Origin of the sequence: Shewanella xiamenensis (genome assembly GCF_014647135.1) — a bacterium.
Lineage (GTDB): Bacteria > Pseudomonadota > Gammaproteobacteria > Enterobacterales > Shewanellaceae > Shewanella > Shewanella xiamenensis.
Genome location: NZ_BMOP01000027.1, coordinates 12890 through 31287, shown reverse-complemented (window position 1 = coordinate 31287; position 18398 = coordinate 12890). Strand labels below are relative to the sequence as shown.

Annotated in this window: 16 protein-coding genes; 3 read left to right on the top strand and 13 right to left on the bottom strand. The window is 47.2% G+C overall.

The genetic code is table 11. The annotated features are described in order from the left end of the window. Nucleotides 1-65: 65 nt before the first annotated feature. Together IEY09_RS17320 and IEY09_RS17315 are read right to left on the bottom strand one after the other, a co-directional pair. The gene (locus IEY09_RS17320; protein ID WP_037428680.1) at nt 66-1733 is read right to left on the bottom strand and encodes an FAD-dependent oxidoreductase; all 1668 of its coding nucleotides are present in this window, start codon (nt 1731-1733) and stop codon (nt 66-68) included. A 402-nt stretch (nt 1734-2135) separates the two neighbouring features. Then, complete coding sequence (locus tag IEY09_RS17315; protein WP_229778012.1) at nt 2136-3398, bottom strand: OprD family outer membrane porin; 1263 nt, start codon at nt 3396-3398, stop codon at nt 2136-2138. Between the two features lie 252 nt (nt 3399-3650). Between IEY09_RS17315 and IEY09_RS17310 the strand changes: the two genes are divergently transcribed. Continuing rightward, nucleotides 3651-4376 carry a FadR/GntR family transcriptional regulator gene (locus IEY09_RS17310; RefSeq protein WP_188872047.1) on the top strand — a complete coding sequence of 242 codons (726 nt, stop codon included), beginning with the start codon at nt 3651-3653 and terminating at the stop codon, nt 4374-4376. A 750-nt stretch (nt 4377-5126) separates the two neighbouring features. On the opposite strand, the gene IEY09_RS17305 is transcribed toward IEY09_RS17310, so the two are convergent. The 4 genes from IEY09_RS17305 to IEY09_RS17290 all read right to left on the bottom strand — a co-directional run bounded on the left by IEY09_RS17305 (nt 5127) and on the right by IEY09_RS17290 (nt 8772). Then, nucleotides 5127-5453 (bottom strand): putative quinol monooxygenase, encoded by a 327-nt coding sequence (locus IEY09_RS17305; protein WP_037413979.1) that lies wholly within the window; start codon nt 5451-5453, stop codon nt 5127-5129. A 44-nt stretch (nt 5454-5497) separates the two neighbouring features. Further along, complete coding sequence (locus IEY09_RS17300; RefSeq protein ID WP_188872045.1) at nt 5498-5971, bottom strand: GNAT family N-acetyltransferase; 474 nt, start codon at nt 5969-5971, stop codon at nt 5498-5500. Between the two features lie 124 nt (nt 5972-6095). Beyond that, nucleotides 6096-7703 carry a DHA2 family efflux MFS transporter permease subunit gene (locus tag IEY09_RS17295; protein WP_188872043.1) on the bottom strand — a complete coding sequence of 536 codons (1608 nt, stop codon included), beginning with the start codon at nt 7701-7703 and terminating at the stop codon, nt 6096-6098. A 13-nt stretch (nt 7704-7716) separates the two neighbouring features. After that, a complete protein-coding gene (locus IEY09_RS17290; protein WP_188872041.1) occupies nt 7717-8772 on the bottom strand; it encodes an HlyD family secretion protein in 1056 nt (351 codons plus the stop codon). Nucleotides 8773-8869: 97 nt separating this feature from the next. Between IEY09_RS17290 and IEY09_RS17285 the strand changes: the two genes are divergently transcribed. Continuing rightward, a complete protein-coding gene (locus IEY09_RS17285) occupies nt 8870-9802 on the top strand; it encodes a LysR family transcriptional regulator (RefSeq protein WP_188872039.1) in 933 nt (310 codons plus the stop codon). 204 nt (nt 9803-10006) lie between these two features. Continuing rightward, the gene (gene mscL / locus IEY09_RS17280; protein ID WP_037413967.1) at nt 10007-10417 is read left to right on the top strand and encodes a large-conductance mechanosensitive channel protein MscL; all 411 of its coding nucleotides are present in this window, start codon (nt 10007-10009) and stop codon (nt 10415-10417) included. A gap of 85 nt (nt 10418-10502) precedes the next feature. Here mscL and IEY09_RS17275 read toward each other — a convergent pair whose 3' ends face one another. The 7 genes from IEY09_RS17275 to IEY09_RS17245 form a co-directional block, all read right to left on the bottom strand. Then, nucleotides 10503-10826, bottom strand: a complete 324-nt coding sequence (locus IEY09_RS17275; RefSeq protein WP_037413966.1) for an antibiotic biosynthesis monooxygenase family protein — start codon at nt 10824-10826, stop codon at nt 10503-10505. Nucleotides 10827-10954: 128 nt separating this feature from the next. After that, nucleotides 10955-14173, bottom strand: coding sequence for an efflux RND transporter permease subunit (locus IEY09_RS17270; protein ID WP_188872038.1), 3219 nt, complete (start codon nt 14171-14173; stop codon nt 10955-10957). A 47-nt stretch (nt 14174-14220) separates the two neighbouring features. Next, nucleotides 14221-15525 carry an efflux RND transporter periplasmic adaptor subunit gene (locus tag IEY09_RS17265; protein ID WP_188872036.1) on the bottom strand — a complete coding sequence of 435 codons (1305 nt, stop codon included), beginning with the start codon at nt 15523-15525 and terminating at the stop codon, nt 14221-14223. Then, nucleotides 15525-16877 carry a TolC family protein gene (locus tag IEY09_RS17260; protein WP_037428692.1) on the bottom strand — a complete coding sequence of 451 codons (1353 nt, stop codon included), beginning with the start codon at nt 16875-16877 and terminating at the stop codon, nt 15525-15527. Before IEY09_RS17260 ends, IEY09_RS17265 begins: the two co-directional genes overlap by 1 nt. A 222-nt stretch (nt 16878-17099) precedes the next feature. Further along, entirely contained in the window at nt 17100-17549 is a 450-nt protein-coding gene (locus tag IEY09_RS17255) for a hypothetical protein (protein WP_037428715.1), read from the bottom strand. A 163-nt stretch (nt 17550-17712) separates the two neighbouring features. Then, complete coding sequence (locus tag IEY09_RS17250) at nt 17713-17916, bottom strand: DUF3012 domain-containing protein (RefSeq protein ID WP_037413958.1); 204 nt, start codon at nt 17914-17916, stop codon at nt 17713-17715. Nucleotides 17917-17952: 36 nt separating this feature from the next. Next, nucleotides 17953-18318 (bottom strand): SpoIIAA family protein, encoded by a 366-nt coding sequence (locus IEY09_RS17245; RefSeq protein WP_023268861.1) that lies wholly within the window; start codon nt 18316-18318, stop codon nt 17953-17955. Nucleotides 18319-18398: the final 80 nt, after the last annotated feature.

The following is an 18398-nucleotide window of genomic DNA, read 5'->3' as shown; positions in this document are numbered from 1 at the left end:
TTTAAATTCCATCATTCATGTCACTGGATGCCAACTAAAAGCAGCCGCTATTGATAATTTGGCGTTTAAAGTTTCGCGACGTATTTGCCCGCTAAGTAGCCAAAGGTGTAGCAACGTCCCAGAGACAGACCGAATACTGTTAATGGGTAATCAACACCACCATAGAAGCCCGCACCCAAGTTGCCGACAATAAACAGGCCAGGAATTTCTTTACCATCCGCATCCAGTACTTGATGATTTTCGTTCACCAGAATTCCTGAACATAAGGTTGAAATTCTCATACGACGATGAATGCCGTAAAACGGCGGTTTAAGCACTGGAACCATTTTGCTGGCTGGTTTACCAAAATCTTCGTCTTTACCTTTTTTGCACAATTCGTTGTAACGATTCACGCTTGCAACAAAGGTTTTGGGATCACATTCTAGCTTCACAGCTAATTCTTCTAAGGTGTTGGCGGCGTAGGTATTGGTCAAAGAAGGGAATACACCTTTTTTCTCGCCGGGCACTTCAGGCATATAAACCTTAAGCTCCTCTGGAGAATAAAGATGACCTGGCCAATCCTTCGCTTGTGTCATGTAATCCGAATCAAATACCTGGGAGTAATGTCCCGCGTTATACTCATCTTTCAGGTAGTTATTCATTAATGACATTTCAACTGTTTCATTAACGAAGCGTTCGCCTTTACGGTTAACGGCTAAGAAAGGCATATCGCACATTGAAGCAGGGCCCGCGTCGAAGTCATGCAACATTTTGGTATGACCAACAGGTTCAATAACCCCACCGGCCCAATACGCCATGGCAAAACCATCACCGGTACGGTCCATTTGTTTGCGTTCAAAGTTTTTCAAATCTGGAATAAAGAAATCACACATGGCCTTGTTATTTTGGTAATCACCAGAAGACAGGATGACCCCTTTCTTCGCCATGTATTTGTGGTACTTACCATCACGAGTTTGAGCAATAACACCGATCACTTTGCCTGATTCGTCTTGGATCAGTTGTTGTGCAGGAGTGTTAAAGAAGAATTTTACACCTGCCTTTTCCGCTGTTTTTGCCAGTGCACGAATACCATCACCGGTTGTGTAGGGTTTAGGGCCACAGAATGAGGTCACAAAATTTAAACGATCAGATTGGTCCGCAATACCTCGAATACCATGTTGTACCTTGGTACCCTGATCGACCACTTGGCCACCACTTTGTTTCATTCGATCAATCACCCAAGTGACAGCTTCACCGGAGTTGTAAGCCCATTGTCTTAATAAACCAGGATGCGAGCGGTGAGCATTATCAGCCATCAAACGGCTTACTAACGCCTCAATAGCTGCTTTATCACTATTTTTAAGATCGATGCCAGAACCAGTGTTTCCCTGTGAAACAGGAATGGCTTGTTTTTGTAAACAGGCAACTGTGGCGCCGTTTTCTCTGGCAGATAATGCCGCAGGAACACCGGAAGCTCCGGCACCGACAACAACAACGTCAAAGGTTTGAGTCGTTGCGATATCTTTATCTGCAATCGGTTTAGGTTTAGGTAAAAAACTTAAGGTTGCACCGCCAATCTCGGCACATTCGGCACCCACTTGCAGTGGTGCAGCACTGGCAGACCCCATTCCTAAAGAGGCAAAAGCTAAACCACCACTGCCCATTGCCGCTCGAGTCAGAAAACTTCTTCGAGAGATCCCGTTTTGAAGCACACTCGCTGTGTATTGATCAATTTCTTTCGATTTATTACTCATTTGATACTCCTTTGCCCTCATTGCGAGTGGTATTGCACTCACAATGGTGCTGGGTCTATTCGTGCCCAGATTTTTTTCGTGTATTTAGAAGCTAAAACCGCTGCGTTGACTTAAGAACACCCAATCAATCAACAATTAAATGTATGACACATGACAATACATAAAAAGAGGTATTAGCAACATCTTTGCAGTACTTCACAAAATATTAAATTTATGGAAAAACTAACCTTATTTAATAAGCAACTTCAGACTATTTTCAAACTCACCATTTAATAGATAAATACTCTAATTTCAATTATCTAATTAAAAAGTAATTTAAAATTTATTTCACAAGAAAAAATAGGTATACCCCAAAAAAAAATGGTATACCCTTAAAAAGTTGCAGGGGAGCAGTTTTCAGTACTAATGACCTAAAGTAAATTTATAGTTAATATAGAACCGAACATCATTGAAATTCTCACCTTGATCAAAATCAATAGTGGCATAACGAGCTTTTAACCCTAAACCGGAAAGTGCTCCAGAGAATTTATAACTAATTGAATAGTTGATTTCGCTAAAATCACTACCAGCATTTTCTGGCACATCATATTGACCATAATATGCATAGGCCTCTAATCCATTAAGGCCGAGTTTCTCAAAATCATAGGCTAGTTTTAATGCATTGACTTCTTCATCAGCACGCGCAGATTGATATACCTGTTGAATAACCACTTTTTCATCTCCCCATGGAGTGAGCACAGTGTCATCACCAGTTTTAGCATATAGATAAGTGACATCAGCACCAGCAAACTTGGCACCGAGATGGAAACCATATTGATATGTGTCTAGTGGGCCGCCAGTTTCATCACCCGTTGCTTTCTGAGTTAAGTAAGATGGAGTAAGATAAAAATTAACCGCACTGATGTCAGTGGAGAATTTTACTTTTGCATAGGTTTGATTAAAAACATCTTCCATGCGGTAATGCCAAAGATTAACCTCGGTTTTGACCGCTTCGAAAGGTAACTGATATTTAGCACCCAGAGCATAAACAGGGTTATCTGCCACCTCAGTAATCACACCCGCTCTCGCTAGCTCACTTTGTACAGCTTCTTTAACCGATATGAAGCTGTTATCAGACCATCCCATTGAGTCCGTAATATACAATGCGGAAAGAGTGAGATTATTTACGCTATTATTTTCAACAGAAAAACCACGAAAGGTTCTTGGAATGGCTCTAATATCGTGAGGATTCATCATCGGAGTTCTTAATTCTTGAGCTCCAAGTTTAAATTTAGTATTCCACCAATCACCTTGAATAAAATATTCTTGCAATCGATTGACACTATCATGGTCGCCATTTTTATCTCGAGCCACTAAACCATAAACACTATCAGAATCATTAGTCCAAATTGGATTAGCAGAGGCAAAGCTAGTACCAAAACTAATACCGTTAACTTTAGCGGTATTATAATAAAACAGCCCACCTAATGACGTATCATGTTTTTTATTCGTTGCGCCATCATAATCACGCGTAAAATCAAATAACCGCAATTCACCTTTAACCGTTCCATCGCTAAACATTTTATCAATCGTTGTATCTGCGAACGCAGATACAGAAAGTGCCGACAGCACAAAAAAAGATAGGCTTTTCATTTTCATCATCATCTTCCTGTTATTAGTTGACATGTTTGCCATGCCTATACTGGTTAAGAAACAGACTCCAAACCACTTTGGAGAAATGTATGACGTATAACCTTAATTAACAATGAAGACTGAACAAATATGAGAAACTAGTTGCGAAATTTATAGAGATGTTACTTCGATCAACAAAAATGAATGTTTTTTAATCACTAATATAGGAAAAGCGAGAGTACATTTTCTGCCTCAAAAGTACTTTTATGTTAAGATGGCAGAACTAAGCATATTGAGGGCAAACTAGTGCATAACTTCAAGCCAATTAAGCAGATAAAAGCATCTAGTGAAGTTGGACAACAGCTAAAAAATGCTATTTTAGGTGGCGATTATAAAGCTGGTGATAAACTACCATCCGAACGCGAACTCATAGAATTATTCCAAGTGAGTCGAACCGTTGTCAGGGAAGCCATTAAGAGCCTTGAAGCGAGCGGCTTGGTAGAAATTCGCCAAGGTGCAACGGGTGGTGCATTTGTTAAACATCTGACATTTGAGCGGTTAAGTGATGCCTGCCATGACATGTTTATGATGGGAAAGTTATCACTCCCCGAATTATGCCAAGCGCGCATTTTGATTGAACCTCAAGTCACCAGAATGGCAGCTAAAAATTGCACACCAGCACAAGCAATTGCTTTGCATGAAGCATTGCGACATGAAAATGACTCGTACGCATATCCCGAGACTGTCGCTTTACGCTCTGAAGTGCATTATTTATTAGCAGAAATGTCAGGCAACCGTTTCTTAGAGGCAATTGTAAAATCACTATTGATTTTACTTAAAAATCAAACAATAAAGTTTGAGCCGCCAACGGATGAAATCCATCCCTTGGGCTTACACGATATTATCGTTCAAGCCGTTATCGAAAAAGATGAAGCCAAAGCCGAAGCCGCCATGTTGGCACATTTAGAAGACTTTAATCGTCGTTTGAAAGAAATCGAATTGAGATACATCAAGCGGCTAAATAACGCTTAGTACTGCCCACGATAAATTTTGGCATTACAGTTTGATAAGCCGACTTACTGTAATGCCAAATTCTTTCATTACAACTCTTGATGACTGATTGAATCAACTCAATATCAGTATTATCTAATAAGTTAAGCTCCGTTCTTTGCACCATATTCTTAAACATCAAACATGCAAAAAATTAAATAATTGATTTAAAAAACAAAGCTAATTGATGCGTCAGATTTTGCCATTCCCTTTGAGCGATTAACCGCCGCATAATACCTTTAAATAAAAACACCCGATGGGTTCATCAGGTGTTTAGGAGTCAATCAGTAGCTCTGATGGCAAACCAGACTGTCGCACAAATGTGTGCAGATTTAGCTGAATTGAGCATGCTTATAACCCAAAGCTTCAGGATGTTATTTTTTGCAACGTCCAATATTGGAGCCAATAGATGCAACTTTGTCACACTCCTTGGCAGCTTTCTTTTCAGCAGTATTTGTAACTTTCGAGTTAGAGTTAGTATCAGCATTTGTCGATGCACAACCGCTCAAACCGAGAAATACGAGGGGAATAAGGCTCAGTGTCCATGTTTTTAGCATTGTATACATCCGTGAGTTAATTAGTGTTTAACATTTTGTTGCGGTATTGAATAGCGAAGACAGTAAGCTAACCAATAAAATCTCCTGATACAATGCTATAAACTGCAAAGACAATGTAAATTAATACATTCTACTGACGACATAAGGTTTATTAAGCGATAACACGGTAAAACACTTAGACGATGACCTGATGATAGGTTTCGACTTGGAACGACTCAACCAACTCAGGCATCACTTGGTGGAAATAATGTTGAATAGCCTCTTTAGCGCAGTGCTCATCGAAGGCAGTAATATCAACAAACTTCTCCACAAAGGTCACGCGGCGCGGTTCATCACGGCTGACGTTGAGCTCATACCGAATACAACCGGCTTCACGGCGTGTATCGGGGATCAGCGAGGCGAGCGCCGCAATCAAGGCCTCGGTTTTGCCTTCTTTGGCTAAAAAGCTCGCGACGCAAACGAGTTGTTGTTGATTGATTTTATAGTCCGCAACAGTAGTCATTTGATTTCCTTAATAAGATGTAAATTCAGCTAGTTAAAACCAGATCACTGAGGCTGGTAGCGCATGTCGATATGAGGAATGCCATCTTCCAAATACATTTCAGAACAGATGTTAAACCCGAGTTTTTGGTAGAAGTTTTTCAGATAATCCTGAGCACCAATTTGGATCCCCGCCTTGGGCCAAGTACTGAGTGCAGATTCGATCGCCCGCTGCATCAACGGCATTGCCAATCCTTTACCTCGTCCAGCAGGTGACACCACCACTCGGCCAATGCTGGCCTCGGGATAACTCAGCCCCGGAGGCAAAATACGGGCATAGGTGAGTAACTCGCCCGCAGGTGATAGGCCGATTAAATGCTGGGTTTCAGGGTGTCTATCTTTATCATCAAGCTCTGGATAAGCACAGGCCTGCTCGACCACAAACACATCGACTCGCAGTTTAAGGATTTCATATAAGGTATTGGCAGTTAATTGATTAAATTTAAGAATTTGCCACTCAACTGAATCTTGTATCGACATAAAAAGGCTCTGCGTACAACAGGAAAAGAGCTCGAGTCTATCACAGCTCAGCGGATAAAAAAGCGCCTTAATTCTGGGGGGAATTAAAACGCAAGGGTTACGCATTGCGAAAACTGACTCAGTGTTATTCGATAACCGCATCGTGGGCGACTGGGCCTTGTGGTTTACGGATAAGCAGCACAGCCACCACGGCAATTAACAACAGGGCCCCCATAATCAAAAACACATCGTTATAGGCTTGAATATAGGCCTGCTGACTCATGGTTTGCCCTAACAATGCCTTGGCCTGCATAGAGGCGGTATAGGGATCCGAGCCACCCTGTTGCAACATACTGGCACTCTGATTCAAATAGTCCTGCACCTGTGTGCTAACCGCTGGCAAAGATTCCTTCACATGGGCCAAATGGCCGCGAGCCAAGTTATCGGTTAAAGTCGCCACCAAGGCGATACCAAAGGCCCCACCTAAGTTACGCATCACGTTCAGTACGGTCGAAGCCGAAGGATTCTCATGGGGCTTTAAATGCGCAGTCGCGAGCATTCCGATAGGCACTAAGATAAAGGGCTGGCCTAAGGCGCGCACCACTTGGGAGGCTATCATCTGCTGCCCAGCGTAATCTGCGGTCATTTGGCTATTCATGTAATAACTTAGGGCAAACATAAAAAAGCCGAAGGCGGCTAAGTAACGCCCGTCGAAACGTTGCATTAAACGTGGCACTAAGGGCAAAACTAACAACTGCGGGAATCCCATCCACATAATCACCTCACCAATTTCCAGTGGTGTGTAATCATGCACTTGAGACAAATAAAGTGGGATCAAATAGATCGCGCCAAAGAGCGCCATCCCCAGTAAAAAATACGCCACGGTTGAAAGCACAAAATCACGTTTACCGAGTAAGCGTAAATTCACTAAAGGATCTTTACGTTTAAGCTGGATCCACACAAACAGCACTAAATTCACCGCGGCAATGATGGCGAGATTGCGGATCAAATCCGAGCCAAACCAATCCTTACGGTTTCCCTCCTCAAGCACCACCTCGAGGCAACCCATGCCCAGCGCCATGGTGACAATGCCTGCTAAGTCGGCATTTTTCAGCTTGTCCCACACCACAGGGCGTTTTTCGAGACCATAGGCCAACATCGCCATAACCAGCAATCCTGGCGGTACGTTGATATAAAACAGGTAATGCCAACTAAAATGCTCAGTTAACCAACCACCTAAGGTTGGGCCAATCGAGGGCGCAAACGTCGCAGTCACCCCGAATAACGCCATCCCCACGGCACGTTTATTCTCGGGTAAAAATTCTAAGATCAGCCGAAAAGCCAGCGGGATCAACGCGCCACCAAAGAAGCCCTGCAACGCCCGAAAGGCGATCATGGCCTCGAGGTTCCACGAAATCGAACACAGGATAGAAGCAAAGATAAAGGCTGCGGTGGTCCACAGCAGATAACGCCTGACCGAGAGCCCAGTGCTTAACCAGCCCGAGAGCGGAATCGCAATCATCTCGGCAACCAGATAAGCCGTTGAAATCCAGCTGCCTTCCTCAAGCGTTGCCCCAAGGCTGCCTTGGATTTCCTTCATAGAGGCATTGGTGATTTGAATATCGAGGATCGCCATAAAGGCGCCAATCAAACCACCAAAAACGGCAATCCACGAACGGCGACTACCACGCTCATATTCGCTCGGCGTAGCCCCAGCGTCGATAGCCTCAGGTGCAGCAGCAATTGTGCTCATGTTAACGACCTACTTAACGACCGACGTTAGCAGCTATAGCTGTCGTCGGATGCGACGCAGTATCGACCTTCACCACCGCACTTAACCCAGGGACGACACGCGCCTCTTCTTCTGAGAGCTCTAAACGGATCCGCACCGGAATACGCTGCACGATTTTGGTGAAGTTACCCGTGGCATTTTCAGCGGGCAGCAGACTAAATTTGGCTCCGGACGCCGGCGACAGACTATCGATAACACCTGCAAAGGTTTTGTCGGGAAACGCATCGAGACTGACCTGCACCGACTGCCCGGGTTGCATATGTTGGATTTGGGTTTCTTTAAAGTTCGCCGAGATCCACACAGCCCCGTCCGGAACCAAACTAAAGAGTGCTTGGCCGGGCTGAACATACTGCCCCACCATCGCGCCGCGTTTACCAATCACCCCAGAGAAGGGCGCGGTCACACGGGTATCATTGAGCTGAATGTTAGCTAGCTCCAATGCCGCATTCGACTGCTCAACCACAGAGCGGGCTTGATTAAGCTGAGCATTAAACACAGCAAGCTCACGTTCTTTAGCCACTAACAGCGCCTTGGCTTCATCGAGGCGCGCAGCAGCAGCATCAAATCCTGCTTGCAATTGATCGACATCGTCCTGTGAACTGTAATTGCTAACCTTTAACTTTTTCGCTCGGCTTAACTGTTGCTCTGCACGGATGTTATCTGCCTGCGCAGCCACGACGCCCGCACTCGCTTGGCTGATCAGCGCGTGTTGCAACTCAACCTTAGCGGCTAAGGTTTGCAAATCAGCTTTAGCACTGGCAAGTGCAGCCTCAGCTTGGCTGACTTTGGCGCTAAACTGGTTATCTTCAAGTTGCGCCAATAACTCGCCCTTACGCACATGCTGGTTATCGGTCACATCGGACAACACCACATAACCTGGCACTTTTACGCTCACATGGGAGATATCGGCCTCAACATAAGCATTATCAGTGGTTTCGATAAAACGTACTTGCGTCCACCAGTAATAGCCGCCACCCGCAGCGGCGGCGAGTAATAGTGGAACGGCGATAATGAGCTTACTTTTGGACATGAATGACTCCTTGATTAGTGAGTACTAGTGTACTACTGTCTCATCAAGTTTATTAGGTAGTTAAAAATCAACCCACTGTTTCACAGGTGTAACAATCATGGATCTCAATCGGGTGCAAATATTTGCTCAAGTGGTAGAGCAAGGTAGTTTTACCGGGGCAGCTAAAGCCCTCGGACTCACTAAGGCAACAGTCAGTCGCAAAATTGCCGAACTAGAAGCCGATACGGGTACTCAGCTATTATTCCGAACGACTCGCGCACTCAAACTCACAGAAGCGGGTTCGAGTTATTACAATCGAATCAATAAGATCTTAAGTGATCTTCAAAGCGCCGAAAATCAGCTCAGTGCCCACCAGCAATTAATCAAAGGTAACCTAAGAATCGTATGCCCTATTGAATTAGGCCAACTGTTTCTTGGGCCGATCTTCGCCCAGTTTTTAACCCTTTATCCCGATATCACCATAGAAGCCGAGCTCACTAACCGTAAAGTGGATGTGATAGAAGAAGGTGTGGATCTGCTATTCCAAATCGCTGACTCGAGTGATACCCGCCTACAAAGTTATTCCTTAGTTAACGCCTATAAATCCTTAATGGCCAGCCCTAAATATTTGGCTGAACATGGCACGCCCAAAGTGCCAAAGGATTTGGCTAAACATAAAGCGATTCGTTTACAGTCGGCCCATATTGAAGGGGCATGGAAGCTATTTGATGGTAAAACTTGGGTAGTCATTGAGCCCGTCACGCAATTAACAGTGAATAATGTCACCATTGCCCGCGAAGCTGCCATTGCAGGGCTTGGCATTACGGCCGTGCCGTCGATTATTGCCCAAGAGGCGATAGAGAAAGGCTATTTAGTGCGACTCCTTGACGATTATCCTATGGTGCAAACCAAGGTGGTACTCAGCTATCCCAAGCGAGCCTATCTGCCGCGCAAATACCGCGTTTTTATCGAGTTTATCTACGCCTCTTTGTTTAAACGCTGGGGATCACAAGTATTAGAAGTGCCAGAATTTATCGGTCAGCAAAAATAGACCCATTCACACCAAAATTAACAACTGTAACCTTGAGAGTGTGAAATCTGCCAGTGCAGGATAAATCCTTAATCTCAGAATTGCCTTAATCCTTAAGCCCCTATAAGCTTGGCAAGGTAACAGGCAGCAAAAGACCCTAAGGTTTTCCTGATACAGTTAATACAATAAAATTTAACATTTAATCATATTTTCGGAGGAAACCTAATGAGCTTACTTAAAGAGTTCAAGGCTTTTGCATCCCGTGGCAATGTAATCGATATGGCGGTGGGTATTATCATCGGTGCCGCTTTTGGCAAGATAGTCTCATCCTTTGTGGCCGATATCATTATGCCGCCGATTGGGATCATTTTAGGGGGGGTGAATTTTAGTGATCTGAGCGTTGTGCTCCTCGCTGCCCAAGGTGATGCGCCAGCTGTTGTCATCGCTTACGGTAAATTTATCCAAACCGTTATCGACTTTACCATTATCGCCTTCGCGATTTTTATGGGCTTAAAAGCCATTAACAGCTTAAAACGTAAACAAGAAGAAGCACCTTCCGCTCCGCCCGCACCAACCAAAGATCAAGAACTACTGTCTGAGATCCGCGATCTGCTTAAAGCTCAACAGGAAAAATAAGCCTTAAAAGTCCCTTAAGCAGAGTATTAAACATAAAAAACCCATCGATTCCGATGGGTTTTGTTTTTAACCTGTCAGGTCTCGATTACTCTGCGGCTTCGTGCACGGTTTCGCTATAATCTTGCACCACTTCGGCGACACGGATGCGATAAGCGTTAAACAAACAAGGCACTATGCCAGTCTGCTCGGCAATGCTGTGGGCCATTTGATTACGCCATTGGGTAATAGAAGCCATATCATCCCAAAACGATAAGCTCAGCACCTTACCATCGTCGGTTAAGCTCTGAAAACGTTCAATCGAAATTAATCCCTTGCGGCCTTCTAAATACTGGCGCATTTCAGCGGCCACATGCAGATACTCTTCCTTTCCTTCTTTCGTGGGAACGACTTCAAAAATGACTGCGATCATACTCTCTCCAGAGATACTTATCCTTAATACCAGCGCTAAGCCTAGCCTATATCACACACTATAGCTCGCTGATTTTTAAACTTTAACATTGAGACTTACCACAAAATCATGCCAAGACTCAGCCCCAACTAATCAGGCAATTTATCGTGTCGATATAACCAGCGGTATAAGGTAGGTAATACCAATAAAGTCAACGCCGTTGAGCTAAACAAACCGCCAATGATCACCACCGCTAGCGGCTTTTGGATTTCACTACCCACACCCGATGACACTAAGATCGGAATTAACCCTAAGGCAGAGGTTAATGCCGTCATCAATACTGGTCGTAAGCGGCCCACAGTGCCTTCATAAACCGATTCATAGAGCGACTCGCCGCTCTGCCTGCGTTGGTTTATCGAATCCACTAATACCACTCCGTTGAGCACCGCCACCCCAAACAGCGTGATAAAGCCAATGGAGCTTGGCACCGACAGATAAGTACCACTAACAAACAACGCCACAATACCGCCGATGAGTGCTAGCGGCACGTTCGCCATAATCAGTAATACCTGCTTAACCGCACCGAAGGAGAAGTACAACAGCAAGGCAATCAAGGCGATTGAGACAGGCACTACCAACATCAGCTTTTGCTGTGCCCGCTGCTGATTTTCATACTGACCACCCACAATCACAGTATATCCAGCAGGTAGATCGGCCTTTGGCACCAGCGCGTAAATATCATTTACCACAGAGCCCATGTCTCGCCCCGCCACGTTCGCTTGCACCACCACGCGGCGCTGCACATCGTCACGGCGAATATTCGGCGGCGCCATTTCCACTGCAACGCTGGCCACTTCGCCTAAGCGCACAATTGCGCCATTGGTGCCACTCAAGAGCAAATCCTTAATCACATCTGGACTGCTGCGAAACTCGGCGGCAAGGCGTAAATTAATGTCGTATCTGGCGTTACCGTCGATGACTTGGCCAGCGCTGGCGCCACCAATACCTTGGCTCACGAGTGTCATCACCTGATCGACACTGAGGCCATAACGGGCAAGCTGCGAACGCTCTGGCCGCACTACCAGCTGCGCCTCCCCACTCACCTGTTCGAGGGACACATCCACAGCGCCGGGGATTTTCGCCACCAGATCGGTGAGCACTTGGCCCTTGTCCGACAACACCGCGAGATCGGGACCAAAGAGTTTAATAGCTAACTGCGCCTTAACCCCCGAAAGCAGCTCATCGACCCGAGTCGCAATCGGTTGTGAGAAGGTGAGTAGCAGCCCAGGGAAGACACTGAGCTTTTCCTCCATCAGCCGTTGCAACTCCAAACGCGAACTGGCCGATTGCCATTCTTCTATTGGTTTTAGGCCGATATAGACTTCAATATTGCTGACAGGCTCAGGATCGCCGCCTAATTCGGGCGCACCGATTCGGCTTAAGGCATACTCCACCTCGGGGAATTCCAGCAGCAAAGCCTCAAGCTTAGGTGCGACATCCAAAGAGGTGCCAAGGCTAGCGGTGGGTGCTAACGTGACCCTCAGGTTAATCGTGCCTTCCTCTAACTCGGGCACAAACTCGGTGCCGAGTCTAGGCAGCAATGCCATGCTCATGACAAACATCAGTGCCGCACTGAGTACCACCATTTTAGGACGCGCTAGCGTTGCTCTGAGCAGTTTGCGATATGCGCTATCCAGCGGCCTTAAGATCACACTTTCTTTCAGCACAACTCCACGTTTAAACAGATATACCGCTAAAGCTGGCACCGCGATTAATGCCACCAGCAAGGCGGAAATCATCGCCAAAATAATGCTGACGGCCATAGGTTGGAACAGCTTGCCCTCAACCCCTTCCAGCGCAAATAGCGGCGCAAACACCACAATGATAATCGCCGTCGCGAAGAAGATAGGACTGCACACTTCTTTCGCCGCCAGCATAATGCGCACGGCCATATTCCCCTGATGTTCGTCATCATCAGCGTTAACACCCCCATCCTCATCACCATGGTACGGGTCAGTTTCACCATCGGCACGCGCCCTTGCCTCAGCTAAATGACGGCGATCCGGTTGGGTTAAATGTTTGAAAATATTCTCAACCATCACCACTGAGCCATCGACCAACATACCAATGGCCACCGCTAACCCACCGAGGGACATCAAGTTGGCTGAAAGGCCATAGTAGGACATCACCATCAGCGCCAAACCGATGGACACAGGGATAGACAGCAACACCAACAGGGTGGCGCGGATATTCACAAGGAACAGCGCCAAGATAACCACAATAAACACAAAAGCCATCAGCAGCGCATCGCGCACTGTGGTAACGGCTTTATCCACTAAGTCTGCTTGGTCGTAAAACACCTCAAAGGACACGCCCTTGGGCAACGCCTGCTCAATCAGATTAATCCGCGCATCGATATCATCAATCGTCGCCTTAGTGTTAGCGCCCATCCGTTTAAGCACTACACCCGCCACCACTTCGCCCAAGGCTTGCGCCTGCCCCGCCTCATCACGGCGCGTCATCGTCACTGCGCCAACGCGGATCTCACTACCAAAATCGACCTTTGCAATGTCACCCACACGCACAGGCGTGCCACGTACTTCAGTGAGTGGAATTTGAGCAATTGAGGCAAGCCCTGCCTCTCCGGCGGGCAACATACCATAGCCTCGAACCACTAATTGCTCTTGGCCTTGGTCCATAAACCAGCCACCAGCGTTACGGTTATTGCTTTCGAGCGCCTCGCTCACCTGCGCCATCGACAAGCCATAAGCACGCAACTTATTAGGGTCGACCTGCACTTGATATTGACGAACTTCGCCGCCAAAAGATAACACATCGGTCACGCCGCCAACGGGCATCAAGATAAGTTTGACGAGGTAGTCGTTAAGACTACGCAGCTCGGCGGCATTGATGCCTGCACTTGGATCCGCCCGCAAAATATATTGATAAATCTGCCCCAATCCAGAGGTGTTAGGGCCAATTTCTGGCACACCCACCCCGCTTGGGATCATCTCCCGCGCCGCCTGTAACTGCTCAAACACTTGCTGTCGGGCAAAGTAAATATCCGTGCCCTCAGCAAAGACGACCGTCACAATGGACAAGCCTGTGCGCGATAACGAACGCACTTCAGTCACCGCAGGCAAAGCATACATGGCCGATTCGACCGGATAACTGATGAGTTTTTCTACCTCTTCGGCGGCCAAGCCCTCAGCCTCGGTATTGATGGTCACCTGTACGTTGGTGACATCGGGAAAGGCATCGAGATTCAACTTGGGCAACATGGCCACACTGGCAGCGACCGCCGCCAGCAGCGCCAACACCACTAATAGCCGATTTTTAATCGCGGCTTCGATTGCTTTTTGCAACATAAGAATTCCTTAAGCGAGAATCATAGGCACAGTGATAGGCATCGCGATTAGTGGGCATGAATATCAAAACCAGCTTTCGCCTGCTCCGATGCCAAGAAAAATGCCCCTGCAACTACCACCTTTAATTGTGCCTGCCGTGCTTTATCCAGCTCACTGCCGCGAACTAAACTCAAGCCGCGCTGACGCTGCACCAGCTCCACCTCAATGGCTTCAAAACCATCCTCATCCTGAATAAAAATCTGCCAATCGCCATCACTGCTACGGGTTAACGCTGCATCGGGTAATACAATTCCCGATGAAATACCTGACCCGCTACTCGCCGCTGCCATGTTTTGAGAGGCATCGGCAAAGTACAGCTCGGCAAATTGCCCTGCGTGCAACACATGATCAGGATTAGGCATACTGACTAACACTTGCTCAGTACGTGTCACGCTATCCAGCTCGTGGGAGCGGCCGATAATCTTACCTGCTAAGGTTTTATCTCCCACTTGGATCAAGGCTGGGGCACCCACCTTCACATTGACGGCCTGCGCAGGCGTTAGCTGAGCCTCAACCCAAAGGTGCGACTCATCGGTCAACTGCATTAATGGCGTGCCTGCGCTAAACACTTGGCCTAGCATGGCGATATCTTGCTGCACACGGCCGTCGATAGGCGCCAACAGTTGATAGCTACCGATAGCTTCAGGGGTCGACTCTAAGGTACGAATTTGCTCCGAGGTCATTTTTATCGCCTCTAAAATCGCCCGTTTCAGTTCGGCATCGACTTGAGCCTGCATTCTGCGACTCACACTCACAGCGCCTTCACTCATGCGGCGCACGCGGCTCCATTCAGCAGCGGCATTAATGTAGTCCGCCTGTGCCTGCGCAACGGCTGTGCCACCCAAGGTAAGTAAAGGCTCACCTTTTTTCACCTCTTGGCCGGGAACCACATGGCGCGCTTGTACGCGAACATCGAGCTGTGGCGCTAAGGTCGCGGTTCTATCACGATCAACCACTAAAGAAGCCGTTGCTCGAACATCGAGGTTTAAATTGGCAAGACTTAAGCTATCGCTGCTCAAGGGTAACAAACGAATTCCCGCCAGCTCCAACTGCGCAGGCGTAAAGGTTAATGCTTGCTCGCTATGGTCATCCGGTGCTTGCTCGGCAGCAGTACTCTTCGCTGCGTTGTTAACTTGTTTTTCGCCAGCATGATCATGGCCGTCACCAGCAAATGCTGACGTTGGCGTAATCAAGGTTAACGAGGTGAGCATCAGTGCCAACGCTAAACGTGATGGCGTAAACACCGATATGAAACCTGCTGCAGACACATTGGCGAAAGAGTGAAAAACAGATTTAGGAAAAGTTGAATTCATTAGTGTGACCTCACGATTGACTTGGCTGGCACGGCGTTAGTGGGAGAAGTGGCTGTTAACGAATCGATAAAGGGCAGCAGTTGACCGCTGTCCCCCATCCAGGTTAACCAGCTCTGATAAATCGCCGTTTCGAGGTTTAAACCGACCAAATAACTGGCCGCAAGTTGTCGCCGACTCTGTAAATACTCACTGGTGCTCACATCGCCCGAGCGCCACTGTTCACTTAAGGATTTAGCGGCTTTACTCCCCGAGGCTGCGACTCGCTCACGCCAATCTTGGTAACGAGCCAGTAAACGGGGTAAGGCATTGTTAAATTGCGCCTGTTTAGCAGTAAGCACTCGCTCACGGGCTAAGTAGGACTGCTCTGCGATAGCGATGCCCTTATCTGCAACCGACTGTAACTCACTGTAGTTATTACGAACCTGCAAGGGGATAGCCACACCGACGCCAAACTTGTTGTCAGAGCCTTCCCGTTCGAGACCAAGGTTGATGGTGGGATCCGCCGCTGTATCAGCCTTAACCTTCATGGCATTGGCCTTTGCCAATAACACCTGCTGATGGGCACTGGTCAATGCGGGTAATTCCGCTCTCGGGGCAATCATCGACACAAATTGGCCAATATCAGAGATGAACTCCCTAAACTTGAGCTTATCAACCCCAAGTAACTCAATCACTTTACCTTCGGCGACTAAGGCCGCTTGTTCGGCTAGAGCATAGTCGGCGGTATTGCTTGCCAGTTCGAGTTTAAGCAGTTGCAACTCAACATCAGACAAATCTCCCGCGGCAAAGCGCTGCTCGGCAATATTGAGCTGTGCCTGAGTAAATCTTAATTGCTGCTCTGCAAAAGTAAGCGCCTTGTGGCTTTGCGACTGCTCGGCCAGCGCTAATAGACGCTCGGCCAACATCTGACTGCGTTCTAACTGTATATCCGCTAACAGGATCTGCGCCTCAAGCTGGGCAAGGCGGGTTGCTACGCCACGCTTATCGCCCCAATCGATGGTTTGGCTCAGCCCTAGGCTGTAGGTATCTGTGTCGGCATTTTGATAATTGAGTCCAAGTTCAGGGTTATAGACGGCGCGATCCGCCGCGGCAATCACCAGCTCCGCCTGTTGCTGCCGAGCAATTTGCGCCTGCACCTCTGGCAACTGGTTAATTTGCTTGAGTAACTCTGGTAACCACTGATTCAGCGAGGTTTGAGTTTCTTGGGTTAAAAGTTCACCTTGCGCTACTGCATCTAGCTCTTTGACGTCTAGGCTTGAGCTTGCTGCAACAGCGTAATTCACCTGTCCACCAACGAGCACTAGCGTACTCAACAGGCCAAACAAGGTCTGGGCGATAATGGTTTTCTTCATCGCAATTCCTAACAATATCTAAATAGGATTGGCCCTACGCCATCGACGTGCGGATACCAATCGAATGCTCCCCAGAGGCAAAATGTCGAATAAGCTCAAAGCGCTAGCGCGAGCCAAACACGTTCGAGGTTAATAAAACCTTTGCTTTGGGGATAAATTAAGGGCTTATTGCGGCGCGCCCGAACAATAGATACGCAACCAGAAATAAGCAGATATTGAGGGTTAAGCGATGGGTGGGCGGTACTTAGGTAATTGATCTGGAGGGAAATAGGCTAAATCCGTTGGCATGTAAGCCGTTTCGAATGCCGTTAGGGTTTGGCTTTCAAAATGAGATAGTAACGCCACATGGCCGCCATGGCATTGGCAATCAAGGCAAAGGTCAAAGTTTTGAATTTCAGTGGTTTGCACTAAATGAGAGTGGCTACTAGCACTGGCAGTCGATACGCCCGCATTGAATGCGGCTTCACCAAACTGCTCGGTGCTGAATCCGGGAGTCTGCTCATTGGGGCACACACAATCCACACATTGAGCTAAGGTGGTCACGGGAGCACTAAATTGTAGGTGGGGATGATTCTCGGCTTCTTCAACGCCATTACCCGCATGTAACTGATGGGCACCCAAATTCGCGCCCGCAAATTGCAGCACGATAATGGCTATCAGTAGGGTCACCATTCGGCTAAAGAATGGCTTAGCGGTCGAAATCAAATATCACCTTTGGACGATTTAGTCATAATTCAGCAATAGCTTGTGCAAACTTAAGACAGGGATTTTAAGCATAAGTTCACAGCTTGCAAGGATTAATCTGTCAAGCTGTGACACTATTCGCTTGAAAAACTTACTTAAACACGCAGTGTTTGGCGTAATCGGCCGCTTCGTTCGCCGTCCAATCACCTTTAGGTTTTTCCTTCATTTGCTTACACCAAGCATCACTACCTACCTCTGGCGCACAGGCACTTAAGCCTGCGGTAAAGGCCAACACTAGGGCGATAGCGCCTAATTTAGCGGTCGGTTTGGCCGTTATCAATTGCAACAAAGACATAGTTAATTCCCTATAAGTTATACCCACCATGGGTCATTAAAAAGTTGAACGTTTAGCGATCCACGCAATGGCTTTGGCTTTCTGCTCCAAGGGGAACCAAGCGACTTCGCCCTGCATAAAGGGGCCGAGTAAACGCACAGCATTCCCCACCCAATCTGGGCCGCCAACAAATACTAAAGCTTCAAAATTAGGAAGTTGGACTTCACCACTGCCCGTTAGCGACTCAAATTCCCAACCTTCAAGTAAGACGTCCGCCTCAATATACAGGCAAACCTGTCCCCAATCCTTGCGGTAACTCTTAATGGCCGGTTGTAAGCGGGTACGATAATCGGTTGAAGAGAGTCGACCACTGGCGAAAAGACTGATAACACCCTTAGCAATATCGGGGATTTGGCATAACATAAAGGCACTCCGAAACGAGAACACTATTTTGCGAACGGGCAACCACGCCTGCCCTGCAAGAATGCGCCCGATGATAACAA